At 49.3% G+C, this 22,985-nt stretch carries 14 protein-coding genes; 8 read left to right on the top strand and 6 right to left on the bottom strand.

All coding sequences use genetic code 11. From position 1 onward, the window contains the following. Positions 1–32 precede the first annotated feature (32 nt). Complete coding sequence (locus KZ771_RS10580; RefSeq protein ID WP_133540630.1) at positions 33–500, bottom strand: Hsp20 family protein; 468 nt, start codon at positions 498–500, stop codon at positions 33–35. Between the two features lie 219 nt (positions 501–719). Here KZ771_RS10580 and KZ771_RS10575 point away from each other — a divergent pair, with 219 nt between their 5' ends. Together KZ771_RS10575 and KZ771_RS10570 are read left to right on the top strand one after the other, a co-directional pair. Next, positions 720–1,745: a hypothetical protein gene (locus tag KZ771_RS10575; RefSeq protein ID WP_133540629.1), complete on the top strand. Its 1,026-nt coding sequence runs from the start codon at positions 720–722 to the stop codon at positions 1,743–1,745. Positions 1,746–1,763: 18 nt separating this feature from the next. Further along, positions 1,764–2,576 (top strand): mechanosensitive ion channel domain-containing protein, encoded by an 813-nt coding sequence (locus KZ771_RS10570; RefSeq protein ID WP_133540628.1) that lies wholly within the window; start codon positions 1,764–1,766, stop codon positions 2,574–2,576. On the opposite strand, the gene KZ771_RS10565 is transcribed toward KZ771_RS10570, so the two are convergent. Both KZ771_RS10565 and KZ771_RS10560 read right to left on the bottom strand, forming a co-directional pair. Beyond that, the gene (locus tag KZ771_RS10565) at positions 2,573–4,411 is read right to left on the bottom strand and encodes an ABC transporter ATP-binding protein (RefSeq protein WP_290654839.1); all 1,839 of its coding nucleotides are present in this window, start codon (positions 4,409–4,411) and stop codon (positions 2,573–2,575) included. The two genes, KZ771_RS10570 and KZ771_RS10565, sit on opposite strands and share 4 nt — an antisense overlap. Positions 4,412–4,450: 39 nt before the next feature. Next, a complete protein-coding gene (locus tag KZ771_RS10560; protein WP_290653397.1) occupies positions 4,451–5,524 on the bottom strand; it encodes a transporter substrate-binding domain-containing protein in 1,074 nt (357 codons plus the stop codon). Between the two features lie 126 nt (positions 5,525–5,650). Between KZ771_RS10560 and KZ771_RS10555 the strand changes: the two genes are divergently transcribed. Then, positions 5,651–6,070, top strand: coding sequence for a DUF6746 family protein (locus KZ771_RS10555; RefSeq protein ID WP_290569668.1), 420 nt, complete (start codon positions 5,651–5,653; stop codon positions 6,068–6,070). Here the strand turns inward: KZ771_RS10555 and KZ771_RS10550 are convergent. Continuing rightward, positions 6,067–7,170 (bottom strand): beta-eliminating lyase-related protein, encoded by a 1,104-nt coding sequence (locus tag KZ771_RS10550; protein WP_290653395.1) that lies wholly within the window; start codon positions 7,168–7,170, stop codon positions 6,067–6,069. The two genes, KZ771_RS10555 and KZ771_RS10550, sit on opposite strands and share 4 nt — an antisense overlap. 23 nt (positions 7,171–7,193) lie before the next feature. Next, positions 7,194–7,445 (bottom strand): hypothetical protein, encoded by a 252-nt coding sequence (locus KZ771_RS10545; RefSeq protein ID WP_290653393.1) that lies wholly within the window; start codon positions 7,443–7,445, stop codon positions 7,194–7,196. A gap of 136 nt (positions 7,446–7,581) precedes the next feature. Between KZ771_RS10545 and KZ771_RS10540 the strand changes: the two genes are divergently transcribed. Then, a complete protein-coding gene (locus KZ771_RS10540; protein ID WP_290653391.1) occupies positions 7,582–9,441 on the top strand; it encodes a DUF885 domain-containing protein in 1,860 nt (619 codons plus the stop codon). On the opposite strand, the gene KZ771_RS10535 is transcribed toward KZ771_RS10540, so the two are convergent. Beyond that, positions 9,438–10,544: a sensor domain-containing diguanylate cyclase gene (locus KZ771_RS10535; RefSeq protein WP_290653389.1), complete on the bottom strand. Its 1,107-nt coding sequence runs from the start codon at positions 10,542–10,544 to the stop codon at positions 9,438–9,440. The genes KZ771_RS10540 and KZ771_RS10535 overlap by 4 nt on opposite strands. A gap of 216 nt (positions 10,545–10,760) precedes the next feature. Here KZ771_RS10535 and recC point away from each other — a divergent pair, with 216 nt between their 5' ends. From recC to KZ771_RS10515, 4 genes are read left to right on the top strand one after another with little or no spacing between them, the layout of a single operon-like run. Then, positions 10,761–14,216 carry an exodeoxyribonuclease V subunit gamma gene (gene recC / locus KZ771_RS10530; protein ID WP_290653387.1) on the top strand — a complete coding sequence of 1,152 codons (3,456 nt, stop codon included), beginning with the start codon at positions 10,761–10,763 and terminating at the stop codon, positions 14,214–14,216. Further along, positions 14,213–17,902, top strand: coding sequence for an exodeoxyribonuclease V subunit beta (gene recB / locus KZ771_RS10525; RefSeq protein WP_290653385.1), 3,690 nt, complete (start codon positions 14,213–14,215; stop codon positions 17,900–17,902). Before recC ends, recB begins: the two co-directional genes overlap by 4 nt. After that, positions 17,899–19,797 carry an exodeoxyribonuclease V subunit alpha gene (recD, locus tag KZ771_RS10520; RefSeq protein ID WP_290653383.1) on the top strand — a complete coding sequence of 633 codons (1,899 nt, stop codon included), beginning with the start codon at positions 17,899–17,901 and terminating at the stop codon, positions 19,795–19,797. Before recB ends, recD begins: the two co-directional genes overlap by 4 nt. Beyond that, positions 19,790–22,948 carry a DUF3427 domain-containing protein gene (locus KZ771_RS10515; protein WP_290653381.1) on the top strand — a complete coding sequence of 1,053 codons (3,159 nt, stop codon included), beginning with the start codon at positions 19,790–19,792 and terminating at the stop codon, positions 22,946–22,948. Before recD ends, KZ771_RS10515 begins: the two co-directional genes overlap by 8 nt. Positions 22,949–22,985 lie beyond the last annotated feature (37 nt).

The raw sequence follows: 22,985 nt of genomic DNA, 5'->3' as shown, positions 1-22,985 counted from the left end.
AGGTTAAATATCCAGGGAGGTCAATTTAACGTTTATTCAGCTGCCTTGGTTGTCCGGTTTTCCAAAAGCTCTTTAGGCGACGCGCCAATGCTGATGCGCTTTGGCTTCATTGCCTCTGGAATGCGCTTAATCAGACCAACGGTCAAGAGCCCATTTTTAAGAGCCGCACCGGTTATTTCAATGTGCTCGGCCAAGCTAAACTTACGTTCAAACGCGCGATTTGCGATACCACGGTGCAGGAATTCTCGCTGCTCGCCTTCTTCAGGCTTTTTACCGGATACCCGTAACACGCCATTTTCAACCTCAATCTCAAGATCCGATTCCTCAAAGCCTGCAACCGCTAGCGTAATTGCATATTGGTTTTCTGCAATAAGCTCAATGTTGTAGGGCGGGTAACCGGTTGCGCCAGTGTCAGAACGAAGTGCCGCATCAAGTAACGACGCCATACGGTCAAACCCAACGCTGCTGCGATAAAGAGGACTTAAATCTATAGTAGCCATAGTCATTCTCCTAAGAAGCAATAACTGATAAATTTTAAAAGTTGGCACAGCGTGTGCCGTTTGGGGCAGACTCTCTAAGAGACGCCTGCCTTACTTCACTATATGTGGCTGTTTGATTTACTTTTCAAGTGAGCGATTAAAAATTTTACCGGTTACTATCGACTTGTTAACGAACAGGGTTACACTAAATGCAACAAGGAAAAGCAGGGACTGCCAGACATGCCTGAATCATCTGAACAGCCAACAGCATGGCAATGGGTGCCGGAAAGTCAGTTTGAAGTTCCCCCAACGCCAACCACGATTGCCATTAAGCGCTGGTGGCTATCGCTGCAGGCTAAACTACAATCAGCAGATGATGAGGAGGCTGAAGCTCCGCAATCTTCCGATGCTGTTAACGTGAATATGCAAAAAGGTCTTGTGGCCTTAGATAAGCGTTTATCTGCCTGGTTAGACGATACCGATGACAGTAGCATTAAGTGGATTATTTGCCCTCCCCATGCCGGTGTAGACGTTATCGCCCGGGATTTTTGTCAGCAACATAGTTTACAAGTGCTTTCCCCTCCGCCACGTGATGAATTGACATTGGACGCACTAGACTTGACGCTTGGTGAAGAAAATTCGACAACAGGTTGGTATATACCTGAACTGGCGCACGGCTTTATTCGTCAATCTAAAGGACTGCGTTGGGTACGCCATTTTTTTGCCAAAGCAATGAGCGGAGAGTTGGGTAAAGGCGTTGTAATTTGTGATAGCTGGGCATGGAGTTTTTTACAAACGCTTTGGCCAACCGGCCATCTTGATACGCTGACATTACAGGCCTTCAGCGCACAGCAGTTGACACAATTGGGGTTCGAAAAAGAACAGGAACACCTTCAGCACTTGGCATCGTTATCGCGAGGCAATCTGGGTATCGTCAGTGCCTATGCAGAACGCCGGTTTCGACGTCAGGCAAGCCACCCCGGCGCACAGCAGTCGCGGTTCGAAATGCCGTCAATGCCCGCAGAGGCTACTGATTACACGGCATTTGTATTGCACATGCTGTTAATTCATCAGGGCTTAAGCTTGCGTCAATTGCGCCAGGTTCTGCCGATTATTTCGCCGTCGCAATTAGATGTCGAGCTTTATAGTTTAAGGTCTAGCGGGCTTGTTGCGTTAACCGACGAGGTTTGGCGCGTTACCGCCATTGGCTACCCAACCGTTCGACAGGCATTAAAGTCGCGCGGTTTATGGCTTGATCGCTTTTAGCAAACGTGTGAGAACGCAATGGATACAGAATCAGTAAAAAATGTCGCCGGTTTGTTTAAGGAAATTACCGCAACGACCTTAATCGAAATTGCTGTTATTGCCGTGCTGGCGTGGTTAGCTGTTTGGTTATCACAACGGGTTATACCCTGGCTTGCTAACCATTTACACGGCAAGCGACGTCTCTACACGCTGGCTTTGGTACCCATGCTGCGTATCGCTATTCTGGTCATCGCACTATTGCTCATTGTTCCACTAATCATCGAACCGACGTTGCAGAACATGGTGGCGGTGATGGGAGCCGCGGGTTTAGCGATAGGCTTTGCCCTTAAGGATTATGTTAGCAGCCTAATTGCCGGCATTGTCGCAATACACGAGATGCCCTATCGCCCGGGTGACTGGGTAGAAGTTGACGGGGTGTACGGTGAGGTCAAACATATTGGGATGCGAACCGTGGAGCTGGTAACCAATGATGATACGGTTATTTGGGTACCGCACCTAAAGCTTTGGGATAATTTAATTCATAACGCCAATAATGGCGGCCCCAGTTTAATGTGCGTGGCCGAGTTTTATATTCGCCCGCAGCATGATGCTTTTATTATTCGTGACGCGCTGGAAGACATTGCGCTAACCAGTCCTTTTTTACAATTGGCTAAGCCCGTAACAGTGACATTGAATGAAGAGCCATGGGGTACACGTTATCGATTAAAAGCGTACCCCATCGACCCTCGTCAGCAGTTTCAGTTTGTCACCGATCTGACGGCGCGCGGGAAACAGCGTTTATTGGAGCTTGGCGTGACGTTTTCTGAAGTGGAAACCACGCAAGCTCATTAATCAATGACTTCTTCAGCTAGGAAGCCACCTGACTGATGGCGCCAGAGCTTAGCGTATAAGCCATTCTGAGCGAGTAACTGCTCATGACTACCCTGCTCGATTATCTGTCCTTTGTCCATCACCACCAGACGATCCATAGCGGCAATGGTTGATAGCCGATGTGCGATCGCAATAACCGTTTTACCCTGCATCAGATGATAAAGATTGTCCTGAATTGCGTTTTCTACCTCAGAGTCCAGTGCGGAGGTGGCTTCGTCCAGAATCAGGATAGGCGCATCCTTAAGCATGACCCGGGCAATGGCAATGCGTTGACGCTGGCCACCGGATAATTTTACACCTCTTTCACCAACATGAGCGTCCAGTCCTGTGCGTCCCTTGCTATCCGAAAGCTCGGCAATAAACTCTTCGCAGTGCGCCCTCTTGATGGCTTGCTGTAACTCTGCTTCAGTTGCATCGGGTCGGCCATAAAGGATGTTATCTCTGACCGAGCGGTGCAATAACGAGGTATCTTGCGTGACCATACCAATTTGGGCGCGCAAGCTATCCTGTTGTACGTCGCTGATGACTTGGTCATCAATTCGGATGGCGCCCGTTTCAACGTCATAAAAGCGCAGTATAAGGTTAACTAAAGTTGATTTTCCGGCACCCGAACGGCCCACAATACCAACCTTTTCTCCCGGTTGTAGCTGTAAGTTAAAGTCGTCCATCACGCCGCTGCCTTTACCGTAGTGGAAGCCAACGTGATCAAATTGAATTTCGCCGCTGTCGACCTTAAGCGGTTTAGCGTTAGGCTTATCAGTAATTCGTTGAGGCACCGACAATGAACCGATGCCATCTTGTACGGTACCGATGCTCTCGAACAGCGTCGACATTTGCCACATGACCATCTGCGACATACCGAATAAGCGCAGCACCAAACCAATAACGACAGCAACGGCACCCAGACTGACTAGATCGCCGCGCCAAAGCCATATAGCAGTGGCAGCCGAACTAAACAGTAAAGCGCAGTTGATAAAGTATAAAAAACCATAAAGCTTAGTAACCAGGCGCATTTGCTCATGCACAGTCCGCAAAAACTTGTCCATGCCCTCTTTCGCAAAGGAAGCCTCGCGTTGCGAATGAGAGAAGAGCTTAACTGTTTGAATGTTGGTATAGGAATCGACTATCCGTCCGGTCATTACAGACCGTGCATCGGCTTGTCGTGCCGAAACCTTGCCTAGCCGGGGAACAAAATAGCGTAGTAATACTGCGTATAACACCAGCCATGATGCGAGCGGTAGCATCATGCGCCAGTCAGCACTGCCAATAATGACAAACATCCCTAAAAAGTAGACCACCACGTAGTTCACTATTTCGATAAACGTCATAATGCATTGCCGAACGGCAAGCGAGGTCTGCATAAGCTTAGTAGCAACGCGTCCGGCAAACTCGTCCTGGTAATAGGCCATCGACTGCTTCATTAGATAACGGTGGCCGAGCCAGCGAATACGCATGGGAAAGTTGCCCAGCAAGGTTTGATGGGTTAACAGCGAGTGAAACCAAACAAGTAGCGGCAGTCCGACTAATACCAGAATACCCATGCCCACTAACGGCCAGAATTGATCCTCAAAGAAGGTCTCCCGGTTTTGTTGGGCCAACCAGTCTACGATTTGCCCTAAAAAACCAAACAGCCAGACTTCTGCAATGGCAATACAGGCCATCAGCACAGCTGTCATGGCAATATACGGTGTTGCGCCACGGGTAAAATGCCAACAAAAAGCAAAAAAGCTCCGCGGCGGCTGTGTTGGTTCCTCCGCCGGGAATGGATTCAAACGTCGTTCAAACCAGGAAAACATCATTTATTTCCTTTACTTGCTGTTAACTTGATGGCTTATCTAATTACCTAAATATTGTGCGACCGAGTCACGCCAATTTTGGGTCTGTATGGCTTGCAGTAATTCGCGGTTCACCGGTTCGCGTAGTTTACTGCCTTGCGGCATGACAAAGCCATAATCTTGTGGCAATACCCGTTCTGGCAAAAGGCGTAGATTATTCAGCGACTGGGTTCGCATGGAGTAACGTAAAATAGGCTCGTCATAAATCACTGCGTCGAGCTCGCCGTTATTAAGTTTTGCCAATGCGTTATCTAAATTAGTAAAGCCTTGGTAGCCAATATTTTGTTGCTCCAACCAGCTTGCGGTAGCTGAATTAGCCAATGTAGCGACGCGTGAACTTGGCAGGTCGGCAACACTCGATACTTTAGACTGAAATTGCGACACCGTTAACGACGATGCGATAGATGCAGTAAAGCTTGAAATAATAATCACGCAGGTAAACATCCATATAAGGCTGACAACACGCCCGCCAAGACTACGCGGCGATTTATCACCGTAACCGACGGTGGTCATCGTCACTGCAGCCCACCAAAAACCAGAACCCAGACCCTGCAAGGGTTTATCAGAGAACTCATCCGGGTTTTTACGTCGCTCAAACAGCCATACCAGTGCGCCTGCAATAAAAAGAACGCCGCCTAACACAAGAACAACTTTTAAAAACTCTATCGATACAAATCGTTTGGTAACCGCCCACCAGGTTGCTGTGTTATTGGCAGGTACTGCAATGGCCAAGCCACCATTATGGAACGGCTGGGAAAAGTCCAGGCGCGACTCGCGCTCCGCAGTGATAGTAAGAGCGCCAATGCCAATGTCATAGTTACCCTGTTCAATTTCACGTAACAATGCATCCAGCGGCATGGGGTGCAACTCGTATGGCCGATTCATATCGGCTGCTATGTCTTGCCATAATTTTATAGCGAGCCCCTGATATTCGCCTTGCTTATCGATAACGAAGGGTGCGTTAACGCGTACCGCAACTTTTAATGGTTGATCGTTAACTTGTTGCGCAAGCGCGCTGTTGATAAAAACTGAGGCTAGCAAGCAGTTAATGAGAAAAACCAAGCGATAGTGCATTGCGTACTCCCTGTTACAGCGGTAATTTGATTGTTATCAAAACTATAGTATCAGCTTTAACGAAAAAGCGTTGACTTGAAGTGGTGCTGAATAGAGAATGAGAATAGTTATTATTAAGGAGCTCTTATGAAAAAGTTTTGGGTTAGTTTTCTAACTGCTACGTTGTTATCTGCAACGCCTTTAGTTTCGACCTCTGTGATTGCTGATGACGACGAGCGTCAATATCAGCACTTTAAACCTGAGCCGGCAGAAAATCTTCAGCAAGCGATTATGAACTTGAACAAATATAACGCCATGTTGGATGAAATCGTAAACGGTGACTTGAGTGCCGAGGATATGGCGAAAGTACATGAACTGACGTACACCCTCGAAGTCGCGCTGGCGCGGTTAAGCAAAGAACTGGATGTCGCCGCTAATTCGCTGGAAGAAGTGCACTTAGGTTCAGAGCAAATGAATAAGCAACGGGTTAAGGGATTCGGCAAAGATTATTTAAAAACCTTAAATCACTTGCTTGGCGAACATAAAGCGCATCACGATAACGACTAAGCATTAAGTGTTTCGATAAATGCTTTAAAGTGTCGCAACCAAAAATCCTGTGGTTGCGACATTGCATTGCGGCCTACCGGTATTTCGCAAATGCTGTGATTATCATCGCCAGAGCGCGGTAACGGTAATATGATGACCCCTTGCTCCCTGACATAGTCGGCAATTTTACGCGCCAATTGGTTGGGTGACAGTGGAAACCTTAAGTGAAACATGGCGGCCTTAGGAGGTTGCGGTGTAACCTGAACATCCTGGAATGGTGCGATCATTTTACCCAACTCATGAGCATAACTCACCGCCTCGGGCATTATAGGTAAGTTTTCTTTTAGGCCTAAACGTGCGGCGAGCACTTCAGGGTAAAGCGATATCGGGTTGCCGCCAGCGCGGCGCGCCCAAATTCTAGCCTCATCAATTAACGGTTTGTTTGCCAATAACATCGCGCCGCTAATACCGCCTAAATCTTTGTAAAAGCTGACATAAACTGAATCAAACAAGGCACAAATCTCCGCAAGGCTGCGGTTGTAGTAGGCACCCACTTGCCATAATCGGGCGCCGTCGAGGTGGCAAGCAATGCCCTGCGATTTTGCCCAGGCAATCTGTTCATCAAGTACTTCCCAGTGAGGCAGTTCGCCGCCAATCTCACGCATCGGCAGCTCAAAAACGAGAGCAGCTGTATCGCTGTCGCATTCTGCCTTTAATTCGGTCAGCGTAAATGGCGCCGATGGCAAACCAACCTGTTGTACTTTTAAGCCCCACAACTGCTCAATCCCGCGGTGTTCGTGCAGTAATAAATGCGAGCTTGGGTGCATAGCGATGCTAAATTTGTTGCGCTTTAAGCTATGCAATTTTAGGGCGACAGGTTGGGCTAACGTTCCGGTGGGTAAAAACAGCCCATTTTGTTTTCCCAGCAACTGCGCGACATCTTGCTCGAAAGCTTCGATTATACCACCCCGGCCGTAAGTATCGGGCTTGTCTCCGGCATCGACACTGGCTGCTAGATGTTTAAGCTGCTCAGCCATGGGGTGCTGCGGGTGCCGCAGCAATGAGTAACTCGCTTGTTCACAGGCGTTTAAATACTGGTCGCGAACTTGGGCATCTATCATGAGTGGTTTCACCGTTTACTAAGCTATTTCATATGTACTTTGCCGCCGATCATTTTATAAGCGGGCGCTCCACGGATCATGGTCTCGCGGGCAAACTCCTGACCACAACCCGGGCAGTGGCAGGGCTGGGTTGTATGATCTTCGACAATACGTTCTATAAAGCATTTGACCAATGCACCTTTACCACCCTTACGATATTTGAAAATAGGCGTTTTACACTGCAAACAGGATATCTGTACGGTGCGTTTGGGACCTTTTTTGTTCGGCTTTGCCATAACGAGAAAAGTCCTTAAACAATAAATTGATTAAAATTTGTTCTTTGCTATTCCAACCAGTGTACCAAGCGCGCTATAGTTTTTCTTCCCCTGCAGGAAAACTGCATGACAAGAATAAAAATTAAAAGGCCGAAACATGAAACACTCAATTGTCGCACTTGCATTAGCGGGTATTCTGGCTGGTTGTGGTCAGCCGGCAGACACCCAGTCACAAAATCAACAAGCAGCTGCTGAGCAACCGGTAACACAAACCGAGCAGTCAGAGACGCAGCGTCTTAATGCGTGGTTTGAAGAAAAGTACCAGCAACAACTACAGCAAAGCCCCATGCAAATGACCTTTTTGGGTCGTAAAGACCGCTATGGCGAAGTTGACGACATGAGTATCGAAGCCGAGCAAGAGCAGCTTGCCTGGCTAAAAGGTACGGTCGATGAGTTAAAGTCCAGCTTCGATTATGACAAGCTCAGTAACGAGGCAAAAACGTCGTACGATGTTTGGGTGTATCAGTACGAGCAAGCTAAGCGTAATGCTGAGTTCCGTCAGTACGATTATGTATTTGATCAAATGCGTGGCGCGCATACCTTCATGCCGCAGTTTTTACTTAACTTCCACCGCGTCGATACAAAAGCCGACATGGACGCCTACATTAGTCGTTTGGGTGAGGGCGCACGAGCGCTGGAACAGTTATTGGTAAGGGCAGAAAAGCAGGTTGAACAGGGGATCCGTGCCCCGCGCTTTGCCTACGAGTTAATTATTGAAGAATCGGAAAAGGTTATCACTGGTGCGCCGTTCACGGAGGGTGAGGACTCTGCGTTTATGGCGGATGCCAATAAAAAAATTGATGGCCTGTTGGCGCAAGAGTTAATTGATCAGCAAACAGCAGAGGCACTTCGGACCGAAGCCGCTGACGTCCTGTATAAACGCGTGATGCCAGTGTATGAGCAAATAATCGGCTTTTTTGAACGTGATATGGAGAATACGCCGGAAGTAGCGACCGGTGTGCATCGGTTTGACGGCGGTATCGAGTTCTACAATGCGATGTTGAAGAACTACACTACCACCGATATGACCGCCGACGAAATCCATCAACTGGGCCTGACTGAAGTAGAGCGTCTTAACAATGAGATGCTGAAAATCAAGGATCAAGTGGATTTTGATGGTGATTTGCAGGAGTTCTTTACTTTTATTCGCACAGACGAACAGTTTTTCTATCCCGATAACGACGAAGGCGCACAGATGTATATCGAGGACTCTAAAAAGTATCTCGCTTTTATAAACGAGCGCCTGCCAGACTATTTCGGCATCCTGCCAAAAGCAGATTTGGTCGTAAAACGGGTGGAATCATTCCGCGAACAAGATGGTGCTGCACAGCATTATTATCCGGGCACACCGGATGGATCGCGCCCGGGGATTTATTATGCACATCTGTCTGACATGACCGCGATGCCAAAAAATGAAATGGAAGCTATCGCATATCATGAGGGCAACCCAGGTCACCACATGCAAATTTCTATTGCACAAGAGCTTGAGTCGGTGCCTGAGTTTCGTACCCAAGCCGGATTCACCGTTTACAGCGAAGGCTGGGGGCTTTATTCCGAGCAATTGGCTAAGGAAATGGGCGCTTACCAGAACCCCTATTCTGATTTTGGTCGTCTGATCACGGAAATTTGGCGTGCTGTTAGGCTTGTTGTTGATACCGGTATGCATGCGAAAGGCTGGACCGAAGAGGATGCGGTAAAATATTTTGAAGAATACACGCCGATTGCCGAAGGCGCAGTGCGATCAGAGGTACGTCGTTACCTGGTTATGCCGGGGCAGGCGACAGCCTACAAAATTGGTATGATAAAAATTCTGGAGTTACGGGAAAAAGCCAAACAGGCATTGGGCGATAAGTTCGATATTCGAGGGTTCCACGACACAGTACTAGGCGGTGGCGCTTTACCATTGCATATATTGGAGCGCCGGGTTGATCAGTGGATTGTCTCACAGCAGGCCTAATAAAAGCGGATGCAGTTACGGCCGTCATCTTTAGCCTGGTAAAGACCCATATCGGCATTGTTCAAAAGCTGTCGTATGGTGCTGGTGACTTCGGCGTCGGCCTTAGGGATTTCAAAGTAACCACCAATGCTGACGGTAAGGTAGGGGTCAGTATCTGAACGCTCATGAGTGATATCGAGGTTTTCGACCGCATCAAGTATTTCGTTGGCTTTGCGCAGGGCTTGCCAGGCTGAGTCTGTAGATATAATGACGGCAAATTCTTCACCGCCGTAGCGTGCTACAAAGTCTGTGCTGCGCTGCATAATCGTCGCTAGCGCACTGGCAACTTGTTTTAGGGCCTCATCACCCTTTAAGTGGCCGTAGGCATCGTTAAATGATTTGAAATGATCAATATCGATGAGTAAAACGGCAATACCGGTGCGTTGCCGTTTTGCCCTTTTTACTTCTTTCTCTAACGCTTCATCCAGGGCGCGTCTATTGGCGATGCCGGTAAGTCCGTCAATCGTTGCGAGTGCCTGTAGTTTGCTGTTGGCTTCTTCAAGTTGGTGCTGCGTTTCGATGAGCTTTTGATAGGTCTGCTCGCGCTCGAGCGTATTGGCAATCATATTAGCGACCAGGCTTAGGTGACGGATGTCCTCTTCTGACCATTGGTAAGTGCCGTGCACCATGTCGCAACCAACAAAACCGAGCAGTTTGTTATTTGCGACAAGGCCTATACAAATAACCGACTTAATCGACTCTCGTTGAAATTCAGCTTTTTCATTTTCGGCCGTAGCGGGCAACTGACTGACGTCATTAATAACAAACTGATGTGAGCTTCGCATCTGGTCAAAGAAATAGGGAAGCTCACCTGACGTTACATCCTGGAGATCATCAATGTGAGCAGACTGCCCATCCCGAACCCACTCGTGAGTGTTACCCATGCTGCTGATGTCGTCAGAAAACTCAAACACGTAGCAACGGTCTGCATCGACATAAGCACCAAATGCAGCAATAGCTTCGGCAATACATGTCTGCGTCTCAGCATGCTCACTGTTGATTAAGCGAGTCGAAAGCTGAGATAAAAGTTGATCAAATGAGGTATCAGGCTGCCGTGGAGTCACATGAATTCTTTATAGCTATCATTATTGGTTATTATTTAAACACATATGATTAATGTCGTAAATAAAATCAGCCTAATAGCTAACAACCAACCAAAAATTTGATTAATGTTATTATGTGATAGCAGATAGCATTGCGACACAAATTGTCGCAGACAACAGTAAAATGGATATAGCATTAATCGATTGCCCCGCACAAAGTAACAAGGAGTCGTCTGCGTGAGAGAGTTAACACCCGGTTTTATCGTAGCCCACGGGCACCGTCTGGAAGATCTGACGGAAGTTGCTGTTAAGTTCACGCAAAATTATCCGCTGGCGCCGCTGGAGCAGGAAACGGTTCTGGTACAGAGCAATGGTATTGCTCAGTGGCTTAAAATTAACCTAGCGCAAGCCAGCGGCATTGCTGCCATGGTCGATGTGACCTTGCCCGCGCGCTTTCAGTGGCAAGCCTATCGAGCCGTGTTGGGCGACGATATCCCGAAAACCTCGCCATTCGATAAAGACCGTCTGACCTGGCGGTTAATGCGTTTATTACCCGAGCTTATTGCCGAAAACCCACACTTTGCGCCGCTGAAGCACTACACTTCGGACGATAATGACGGGCGCAAGCTCTATCAGCTCAGTGGGCGTTTAGCCGATTTGTTTGACCAATACGCGGTGTATCGCGCTGACTGGCTCGACAACTGGGTTAAAGGTCATGACGTTTTGGAAAACAATGAGCCGCTTGAAGCCGAGCAATTGTGGCAGCCGGAACTCTGGCGCGCTGTCAGTAACGACATTGGCATTGATGACTACTGGAACAACCGGGCTGAGCTGCACCAGCGTTTTATTGATACTGCAAAGGCATTGCAGAGCCGCCCTGCAGGCTTGCCGCCCAGAGTTGTTGTGTTCGGTATATCGTCGCTGCCGCAGCAAATGTTGCAAGTGCTAGATGCCATAAAAGGCTACACGCAGATTTTGTTATGTGTGCACAACCCGTCGCAATTTCACTGGGCCGACATTGTTGACGGCAAAGAAGCGCTGCGAGAGGCGGTTAAAGCTTCTTCTCGACTTAAACATAAGCCTGATCTGCCTGAGCAGCCAGACGATGATGAATTGCATCAGCTGGCGCACCCGCTACTAGCGTCCTGGGGCAAGCAAGGTCGAGACTATATTCGTCTGCTCGATTTATACGACGAAACGCTCGCCAAGCAGGAAGCCTTTAATACAGTAAAACTTGAGCTGTTTGAGCCTCACGACACCGATCACTTACTGTCTCAGCTACAGGATGATATTTTAAACTTGCGGCCGGTTCAGGAAACGCGAGAGCACTGGTCGACACCGGCCAAAACGGACAAGTCGTTGCAGTTTCATGTCTGCCATAGTCCTCAGCGAGAGCTCGAAGTACTGCATGACCAGCTACTGGAGGCGTTCGCTCGCGATCCGGAGTTAAAATCGCGCGATGTGATGGTCATGCTGCCCGATGTGAACACCTACGCGCCCTATATCGACGCCGTCTTTGGGCGTTATCATCATCGCGACGGCGAGCGTGACCCGCGTGCCATTCCTTATACCATTGCAGATCAGGGGGAGCGTCATCAGCGACCGTTAATGATAGCACTGGAATTGTTGTTGCAGGCGGATCAGCTGCGCTTTACCCAAACCGATTTGTTCAATTTATTGTCGGTGCCCGCTGTACAGCAGCGCTTCGACATTCATGACGATGACCTGCCGCAGTTGAAACGCTGGGTCAGAGAGGCCGGTGCGCGATGGGGCCTGAACAGTCAGCAGCGTGAACAGTTTTATATGCCTCCGGCGGAGGAAAGAAACAGCTGGTGGTTTGCGCTTAAACGCATGATTGCAGGCTATGCCATTGGCGAGCTTGAAGCAGATCATTCATCCCCCTGGGCTGAGGTTGAGCCCTATCCGGAAGTATCGGGCCTGAGCGCTGCTCTCGTTGGTTGTCTGGCCGATGTTGTGCGCGCGCTCGAGTCATGGTGGCAGCGTACCCAAACTGCGCAGCCATTGACGGACTGGGTGCAGCATGGCGAATGGCTGTTACAGCAATTCTTCGAGACCGACGACGATAGTGATCACTTACTGTTAGCCAAGCTTAGTGATGAACTGTATCAGTTACGGGATATTGGTGTTGAAGCCGACAACGAATCGCTGTTGCGGTTACCGATATTTAAAGACGCGTGGCTGGAGCGTGTTGACCAGCAAAACCTTAACCAGCGGTTTTTAGCCGGTGCAGTGAACTTCGCCACGCTCATGCCCATGCGTGCCATTCCCTTTAAATACGTCTGTGTGTTGGGAATGAACGAAAGTGACTACCCGCGCTCGGTGCCGCGCGTGGACTTTGATTTGATGACGGATCGTTATCGTCCGGGCGACCGCTCCCGCCGTGACGATGATCGATATTTGTTTTTGGAAGCGATGCTGTCGGCGCGGGACTGCTTCTATCTGAGCTGGGTGGGTTACAGTGCCAAAGATAACAGCGAGCGCACTCCGTCGGTATTAGTCGCACAGTTGCGCGACCATATTCAGCAAGGCTGGGGTGTTGACGTTAACAACCTGACCGTAGAACATAAGCTGCAACCCTTTAACACGGCTTATTTTAGCCAGGAACAGTCAAAGTATTTCACTTACGCAAGAGAGTGGGCGCTGGCGCATGGCGGTGCTAAAAACAACCACTCAACAGCGTCTCAGCATAGACCGGAAAGTGTCGAACGCATCCTCAGCATTAATGACATTAAACGCTTTATCGAGGAGCCCGCACGGCTTTATTTTAACTGGCACCTCGATACCTATTTTGGCAGCGACAGCGAAGATCTGGACGACAGCGAAGCCTTCGTGATGGATAACCTGCAAAGCTGGACGCTCATTACGCGTTTGGTGGACTGTGGTAAGCGTGCCTTGTTGCAAGGCGGGGGCACGGAAGCGGCCTTGTTAAAAGAGCTGAATCGAATCAATCGCGAGGGCGCGCTAGGTATAGGCGCTATTGCCGAGCAAAATGGTCTGGAACTGCTTGAACAAGCCGACAAAATACTGGGCTCTTATCAGCAGGGTATTACCGGTTACAGCCAGTTTAACGAGTTCCCCATTGAAGTGGGCTTCGAGCATAACGGCCTGATTATCGACGACACCATTACCGGCTTACACACCAATGAACAGGGCGAGCGGCTGTGGGTGGTAACTTCAGCGAGTAAAATCGCAAAAAATACTAAAAAGGGCGGTGTTGAAGACGGTGGCTGGAAACATATCAGTGCGTATTACATCGGCTTAATGCTGTTGAATTTGCAGCAACCCACCCGTTTACTCATAGTTTCCAAAGGCGGTTGCCAGTTGCCGGTCGCGGCGATACCAGCAGAGCTGGCGCTGCAACAGCTCGAACAACTGCTTGAACTGGTGGCATTGTCGGTGCAGCAACCACAACCCATGCATTTGGATATTGCCTTAACCTGGCTAAATACCTTGGATAAAAACGACAACGACGAAGCGCTTGCGCATGAGGCAGCCCAGCAGAAATACGAAGAAGGCGGCTTTAATGCACCGGCGATAGTGACAAAAAATGATTACTGCGGCCGGGTCGCCGACACTTACGAGGCCATTATGACGTCGCCTCATTTCCGCCGGTTTCTGAATGAACTGTACGACCCGCTGCGTTTAACTATGGTGCCGGAGGAGAAGTCATGAGCCAATCGACGACGCATATTCTGGATAACCCGCTCGACTTTCCGCTGAACGGCAGCCGCTTGATTGAAGCGAGCGCCGGTACCGGTAAAACCTACACTATTGCAGCGCTGTATGTTCGTTTGGTCATTGGTCACGGCACGCAGGACACCGCCTTTGAGCGCGAGCTTGTACCCAAAAATATTCTGGTCATGACTTTTACCAAAGCCGCGACAGAAGAGCTGAGTGACCGTATTCGCGCACGCTTAGCCGAAGCCGCGGCTTATTTTCGTGACCCGGACTCGGTCGACAGTGACCCGTTCTTAGCCAGTTTGCGCGAAGACTGCGTAGCGAAAGAGCAGAACTTAAAACACTTAGCGCGATTACTGGATTTAGCCTCCCAGTCGATGGACGAAGCCGCGGTCAAAACCATTCACGGCTGGTGTCAGTCGATGCTAAAAGAGCACGCTTTTGCCAGCGGCAGTTTATTCAGTCAGGACGTCGAAACCGATAATGAAGAGCTGCGCTTGCAGGCAGCCGAGGACTACTTCCGCCGCTTTATCTACCCGGCCGATGCCGAGTTGAGTGAAAAATTGCTGGCAGACTTTACCTCGCCTGAAGCCTTATTAGGTTTGACCTACAGCTTAAGTAAAAGCGGGCAGGCACCGGTTGAGGGGGACCTGCAAACTCTATTAATTGAGGCGGAAAATGGGCATAAGCAACGAATAGCCGCGATAAAGCAAGAAGTTGCGCCTATTTTACGAGATTTAATCGAAAAGACATCGGCGGCGAAATCGGTCAAACGACAACTGAATCATTTCCAGGTATTTGCTGACTGGTGTGATGACCCTGAAGCAATTGAGTTAAAAGCCAGCCCCGCAAATTCGAAAAGTATTCGTAGTGATGAACTAGAAAAATTCGCTAACGACAAACTCGGTGGCATGGACGAGCGCTGGTATGTGTTAACGCAACTTTCAGAACGCCTAAAACAAAGCAAAGTCCAGCAAACGCAAGAACTGGCTAAAGTAAAACAACATGCCGCGTTTTGGGTGAATAAACGCTTTGCCGAGCTGCAAAATCAGCGTGCAGAAATGGGGCATGACGACATGCTCACGCGCTTACGCGATGCGTTAAAAGGCCCTAGCGGCGAAGCGTTGGCGGCGGCTATTCGTAAGCAATACCCCATCGCCATGGTGGACGAGTTTCAGGACACCGATCCTGTTCAGTATGAGATATTCAATCGCATTTATAATCTGGCAGAGCCGCACACCGGCACCGGTATTTTCCTGATTGGCGACCCGAAGCAGGCCATATACAGCTTCCGAAATGCCGATATTTATACCTATTTAAAAGCCCGGCGAGATACCGAAGGACGGCACTATAACCTGGCGAAAAACTTCCGCTCGTCGCAGACCATGGTGGACAGCGTAAATGCACTGTTTGAGCGCGCGGAAGAGCTACCGCGCGGCGCTTTTTTGTTTAAAACCGAAGATGACAACCAACTACCTTTTAACCGTGTAGCTGCTAACGGGCTAAAACGAACCTTTAAACACTGTTTGTTATCGAGTCACTTAAAAACCGCGCCGGCGCTTCTGTGGTCGGTATCGAATGCAGAAAAACGCAATAAAGATACCGTATTCAGGGCAGCGGCGAACCATCATGCCAACCTAATAGCGTCGTTACTGAATGATCCGCAAGCCGGTTATTACAATGAAGACGACGTGCTGGAGCAGCGCGTGAAAACCAGCGACATTGCCGTGCTGGTGAATAACTTCAGCGAAGCCAATGCCATAAAAAAAGCACTGAGTGACCGCGGTCTTAAAAGCGTTTATTTGTCAGACCGAGAGTCGGTATTTGCGCAGCGTGTCGCGAAAGACTTGCTGGCACTGGTCAGCGCTTGTGCGGAACCACGTGACCCGTCGCTTATTCGCAGCGCACTTGCAACGAGGCTGTTAGGGCTGCCGTTTGCTGAACTGGAGCATATTCACAGTAACGAACAAGCCTGGGAAGCGTGCGTAGAGCAGTTTTTAAGTTATCACGACCAATGGTTGCGCCTGGGCGTATTGACTATGCTGCACAATGTGTTGCACGACCATCAGGTACCGGCGACGTTGCTGGAAGACCGCATTCATGGCGAACGACAGCTGTCAGACGTGCTTCATATTGCCGAATTACTGCAACAACAAAGTCTGGCTTTAGATGGTATTCCGGCGTTAGTGAACCATTTTGCGGAACAAGTGAATGAACGGCACGGCTTTGGTAGCAACAGCCGCACGCAAAGTGACGAGCAGCAGCTACGCCTGGAAAGTGACGATGAACTGATAAAAATTATCACCATTCATAAGTCTAAAGGTTTGCAGTATCCGCTGGTGTTCATGCCCTTTGTGGCTTATACCCAGTCGGAGACCCACCGCATAAAGCCACCAGCGGTTTATCACGATGAAAATGGCGAGCTGCAAGTGCTCTGGTCCAAAGACGACGACAACAAACAGCGTTTAAGCGACGAAATTCTCGCAGAAGATTTACGCAAAATGTACGTCGCAGTGACCCGTGCACAGTACGCCACCTTCATTGCGCTGGAGGCCATGAGCGAGCATCGTAATAATCCGTTGTTTTACTTGTTGAACGGCGGTGAGGCGTTGTCTGACGAGCTTTACAAGGTCGTTAATGAGCGCTGGCAGCAGAGCGCGCATACGCAGGTGACACGCCTGGAAGATGATGAGCCCCTAGTCCGTGCGCTCGAGCAGGAGCAGCAAACGCCTAAGTTGACGCCTAAAACGATGCCAGCAGGCCGAAAACTTGAACGTTGGTGGGTGGCTAGTTATAGCGCGCTTAAGTATGAAGGCGCGGTCACGAAAAGTGCACAGGCACCGCAGTCGCCCGACGAAATGAACTTGCTGGATGAGCGAGAAGACGAGGACGAGCAAGTCGCCAGTGCGGCAGAGCCGAGTGCGGACAGCATTCACCACTTACCTAAAGGCGCTGGTCCGGGCACCTTTTTGCACAACGTACTGGAAGAGTCGGCGAATCAGGGCTTCGCGTTAATTACACAGGATGACGCTGAGCGTAACGCCCTGGTGCAACGTTTTTGTGTCAGCCCTTCGTGGCAGGAGCATGAGCAGAGCATTGAGCGTTGGTTAAATGCCTACTTACGGACAGAGTTTGTGATTAATGCGGACGGCGAGACTGTCAGCCTGGGTCAGTTGCAGCAGTACAAAGCCGAACCTGAGTTTTGGTTTGGTGCCAGTGGCGTTAACGCACAAACGCTGGACAGTCTGGTGCAACAACACATATTACCCGGTTACGAGCGCCCTGCACTAGAGCCTAACTTGCTGAACGGCATGCTAAAAGGTTTTATCGACTTGGTCTTTGAGCATAACGGAAAATATTATGTGGCCGACTACAAGTCGAACTGGCTGGGTGAGGATGACCACGCCTACAGCGAGGAGGCCATGCGCGAGAAAATACTGCACAGCCGTTATGACCTGCAATACGTGATTTATACGCTGGCATTGCATCGTCTGCTAAAAGCTCGGCTCGGCGATGAATACGATTACGATACCCACGTTGGCGGCGCAGTTTATCTCTTTTTACGCGGGCACAGAGCCGACACTGGCGGCGCATTTTGTGACAGGCCACCGAAAGAGCTGATAGAGCAGCTGGACAGCCTGTTTGCCGGAGAAAGCGTCAAAGACAAGGAGTCAGTATGAGCAATGTAACTACCCACACCCTGTTCGAAGCTCTGAGTCAGTGGCGGGATGCCGGCTGGGTACGCTCTATTGATTTGGCGTTTGTCGAGTTTTTGCAGCAAGCGGGCGAGCGTAGCGATGCGGTGTTACTCGCCGCCTGCTGTGTGTCGCATCAAGCCGGGCGTGGGCATACGCAAGTTGATCTAAAGGCTTTGATGGATGCCCCGGAAACGCTGCTGAACCTGCCACCGGAGAACCGTCATGCCGCGGACTGCGCCTTACCAAGTGAGCTTTTTAAGCAATACGGATTAGACCTGAACGACGCACTGGCAGCCAGTCAATGCGTCGATCTGAATGGCCATGGAACCGAGCCGTTGGTGCTCAGCGAACACACCTTGTATTTACGCCGCTATTGGCAGTACGAAACCTTTATTGAGCAAAGTGTTCAGGCGCGCATGCAAGACCGGCCGGTTATTAACGACGAGCTACTAAAGAGTACGCTGGCTAAGCTGTTTGCGCCGACCGAAAATGGCGATATTAACTGGCAGCGTGTCGCTTGTGCCAATACCGTGCGGAATCGGTTTAGTGTCATTACGGGGGGGCCTGGTACCGGTAAAACCTATACCGTAGTGCGCTTGTTGACGGCATTGCAGCATCAGGCGTTAACGCTCGGTTTGCCGCCGCTGCGGGTTTCACTGGCGGCACCGACCGGCAAAGCTGCAGCGCGCCTGACTGAGTCTATTGAAAATGAGCTGGAGCAATTGGTTCAGAATGACAAACTATCCAGTCTGAAGGACGCATTACTTTCGATTCAGCCCGAAGGGAAAACGCTGCATCGACTATTGGGTGTGAAACCCAATTCCCGCGCCTTTAAACACAATGCAGAAAACCCGTTGCGAACGGATGTAGTTATTGTCGACGAAGCCTCAATGATAGACATAGAAATGATGACTGCATTGCTGAAAGCAACACCGAAACACGCGCGGTTGGTACTCATTGGCGACAAAGACCAACTGGCATCGGTCGAGGCCGGTGCCGTGCTCGGTAACTTATGCGCCGGCGCCGACGAAGGGCATTATCACAGCGAGACCGCTAAGTGGCTTCAAAACATTGCTGACACACCAACATTTCCGTCAGAGCTTATCGATGACAAGGGTGAGCAGCGCCTGCAACACGTAGTCAAATTCCGCAAAAGTTATCGCTTTAAAGGCCCTATTGCCGACCTGGCCAACGCCATTAACCGTCAGGATGATGCCGCCACACAACAGGAAATTGAAAAGGCCAAAGCCGCCGAAGAAGACTACCCGGTTAACCTGTACGAAGTCAGCAGCTTAGACGACCCAGCCTTCGAAGCTCTTATCAGGGGTAGCCTGACGTTACACGTCAGGAACAATGCCGATACAACTACCGATGCCAACAACATCAACGAAATCGCCCACGAAGCCCTGCAAAACCTAAGCAACTTCCAAATCCTAACCGCCCTGCGCGAAGGACCCTGGGGCATGAAAGCCGTTAATCAAAAAGTCGGCGACATACTCGGCGTAAACGCCAATACCTGGTATGAAGGTCGCCCCGTCATGGTCACTAAAAACGACTACGGACTAAAGCTTAATAACGGCGACATTGGCATCGCTCTAAAAGACCCGGAACACGGACACCTGCGCGTCGCCTTCCCGGACCAAGAGCATGGCGTACGCTGGATACTCCCCAGCCGTCTCACTCATATAGAAACCGTGTACGCCATGACCGTGCACAAATCCCAAGGCTCCGAGTTCAAACACACCGTCATGATACTGCCCGAACACGACAGCCCGGTAATGAGCAAAGAGCTTCTGTACACCGGCATTACGCGGGCTAAAGAGCGGTTGAGTTTGGTGGGTAATAAACTGTTCAGTCAGGGAGGTAAGCGTGTCTAACTTGCACAGAGGCCTCTATGATTTGCTGCAAACCTCAGCAGTTCAACAAGAGCTTTCAACGCAGGATGAAAATCTCGTTGCTGATCTAGAAAACCTAAGTGTTGAAAGTAGTCATGAACGATTAGTGGATGCGTTAACCGAGCAGTTATCTCAGTTACTAGCAGCCGTTGGTGAGGGTGAACGGCTTTCAGATAACGATAAGCTTTTGGCTCAAGTCGACTTATTGAATAATTTACTCAAGCACGCTCGGCAGCAGCTAAAAGAGAATACAGCAGAAGCACTTATCGACGAAATCGCTGCACCACCACGAGTGTTACGCTCGATTTATCGCCAAGGCGAGCAGCCCGACTTGCCTCAAATTGGCTTATCGCAGCCGTGGCTATTTACTGCGGGTAAAGACTCGCCTGCGTTACTCAACGAATTAATTTCAGAGCTCTCTAGCTGCGATCACGTCGATATTTTAGTGAGTTTTATCACGGTTTCTGGTGTTCGGAAAATTCACGACGTGCTTAAGCAAATTACCGCAGCCGATGCTGAAGGCCATAGTAAAACATCCATTCGAGTGCTGACGACAACCTACATTGGCGCAACAGAGAAAAATGCGTTGGATATGCTAGCCCGACTCCCGAATTGTGAGGTGCGCGTATCATTAGATGGGCGTCGAACGAGACTGCACGCAAAAGCTTGGATGTTTGAGCGAAAAACTGGGTTCGGCAGCGCTTATGTTGGTAGTGCGAATTTATCGGGTGCCGCTTTAATGGGAGGCTTAGAGTGGACGGTTAAGTTCACCGAACACGGGCAACAAAACCTGTATGCACGTGCCAAAGCACATTTTGAAACGCTGTGGGAAGACGGTGAGTTCCAGCCGTATGATCCGAACGACAGTCAACATGTCGCGGCATTGAGAGATGCGCTAAGCAGGGAATCTGGCGGGAAAGCTTTACCTGAGCATGTCACCACAACCTTCTTCGATATAACACCCAAACCGTTTCAGGCGGACATTCTTGAACAGCTAGATAATGAGCGAGCCCACGGACGCTTTAAAAATCTACTGGTAGCGGCAACGGGCACCGGGAAAACCGTTATGGCAGCCTTTGACTACCGACGTATTTGTGAGCGGGAAAAAGGACAGCCGCGACTACTTTTTATCGCACACCGCGAGGAAATTTTAAGTCAGTCGCTGAATACATATCGACAGATTCTAAAAGACGCAAACTTTGGTGACTTGCTGACAGGGCGTCACGAACCTAAGCAATATGATCATGTGTTTGCGACGGTGCAAAGTGTTTGCTCACAAAGGCTGCTTGAGCGTTACCCGGCAAATCACTGGCAAGTTGTGGTGGTTGATGAATGCCACCACATAGCGGCGCAAAGTTTTGATGAGGTTGTTTCACGTGCAGAGCCTAAATACTTGCTGGGTCTGACGGCCACACCTGAACGATCAGATAATAAAAACGTTCTAGCCTATTTTGACACTCGCCCCGATGGTTCGCCATCGGTACAAATGCGTTTATGGAATGCACTTGACCAGCAATTACTTGCACCCTTTGAATACTATGCGTGTGACGACGGCCAGGATTACCGGAAAGTTAATTGGAAAAATGGCGATGGCCGTAGCGACCTTCACGACATTCTCTCTGCGAATGATGCTCGTGCACGTAACGTGGTGAGGGCTTGGGATGAAGTCGTTAACAATATAAAAGAATCTCGCGCACTGGCTTTCTGTGTCGATGTTGATCACGCGCGTTTTATGACCAAAAAGTTTAACGAAGCGAATATTCCAGCGGCATTGATTTACGGAGAAAGCTCACGTGAGGAACGGGAGTCTCTGCCGAGACAGTTAGCGAATAAAGAAATTAACGTGCTAGTTACGGTCGACCTATACAACGAAGGTGTTGATTTGCCTTTTGTCGACACACTGTTGCTATTAAGACCAACGCAAAGCGTCACGCTGTTTCAGCAACAAATTGGTCGAGGTCTGCGCCTACATCCAGAAAAGGAAAGTTGTTTAGTACTCGATTTTATCGGCCAACATCGTGCAGGTTTTCGTTTTGATGTGCTGTACAGTGCAATAACAGGATTAACCCGTAAAGAAGTTTACGACGGTGTGAATAATGGTTTTGGCAAGTTACCGAGTGGTTGCTACTTGCAGCTTCAAAAGGAAGCCCGCGAGTCGATACTGGGAAGTCTACAACAGGCGATCAATCAACGCTGGGATCAACTGCGCAATGAGTTGAATCACTTCGCTCGAATAAAAGGTAACAATAACGTCTCGTTGTCAGAGTTTATTAGTGAACAGCAACTGGAACTGACGGATGTTTACCGTGGAAATGGTAATAACACCGGCTGGACCAATTTAAAGCGTGCAGCTCAGTTGATTGCTGGTGATGCGACGGAACAGGAAACCTACCTAAGCAAGCGCTTTATGAGCCTACTGCATATTGATGATTCTGATTATCTGCAACTCATTCAAAAAGCGACAAGTGGCGATTTAAGTGACGCTTGGACGATGAGTGATAAGCAATATGCGCAAATGTTGGCGTATCAAATTGACCATCAGAACGAGCGTGTGGGTAGCGGTGTTGAGTTTATTGAAGCCTTGAAGCAGGAACCTGAAGCACTCACTGAGCTCAATGAACTTGCGCGTTTATTAGATGCTAAAACAAATTATGTTTTTGAGCCTTTGCCTGGGCTCGAAGATACACCTTTGAAACTTCATGCGTCTTATCAAATACGTGAAATTTTGACTGCAGTTGGTTTTTTGAATGAGCAGGAACGTCGAGTATTTCGAGAGGGCGTGCTCCGTTTTCAAGATAAGAAGCTTGAGTTATTGTTCGTGACGCTGGATAAAGCTGACGCAGTACACGAAGGTGTTGCCTACAATGACTACGCGATCAGTCGAGAGAAGTTCCATTGGCAATCACAGAATACGGCTTCCCCAAATACGCCTACCGGGCGTCGCTATATCGAGAGCAACACCAATGGTTGGCAGTTCCAGCTTTTTGTTAGAAAAAACAAGCAATCAGCTTATAAAGCCTGCGGGCCAGTGACTTTTATTAGCAGCCATGGTGAACGGCCTATGAATGTGACTTGGAAACTGGGGAGCAAATTGCCAACCAGACTTTATCAGTCGTTTAATATTTTGCGATAAGCTTTAGTGAAACAAGACCAGAGGGTTAGCTTTAGTA

Origin of the sequence: Idiomarina sp. (assembly GCF_019431395.1) — a bacterium.
Classification (GTDB): Bacteria; Pseudomonadota; Gammaproteobacteria; order Enterobacterales; family Alteromonadaceae; genus Idiomarina.
This window is presented reverse-complemented; position numbering and strand designations above follow the sequence as displayed.